Origin of the sequence: Halorubrum sp. SS7, assembly GCF_005435055.1 — an archaeon.
GTDB lineage: Archaea > Halobacteriota > Halobacteria > Halobacteriales > Haloferacaceae > Halorubrum > Halorubrum salinarum.
The window spans coordinates 1-210 of the sequence record NZ_SGXV01000807.1 but is presented as its reverse complement, the minus strand read 5'-3'; the positions used below and the strand labels follow the sequence as shown (position 1 = coordinate 210).

The following is a 210-nucleotide window of genomic DNA, read 5'->3' as shown; positions in this document are numbered from 1 at the left end:
AGCCGGTCAGGTTCGTCGTCTCGACGCGGCTGGGCGACCCGCCCTCGACCGACCGCGTCGAGGCGCTGCTCTCGCGCGACCCCGACCTGGAGTTCAAGCTCGACCCCACCCCGGAGTGGCCCGAGGCGGCGTTCGAGACGCTGCGCGAGACCGACGCCGTGCGCATCCTCGACCTGAAGGGGTGGTACGAGGGGACCGACGTCGACGTCG

At 72.4% G+C, this 210-nt stretch carries 1 pseudogene; it reads left to right on the top strand.

Annotation, left to right across the window (positions count from 1 at the left end):
• A pseudogene (locus EXE44_RS19970) lies at window positions 1-210 on the top strand (hypothetical protein); the annotation flags it as partial.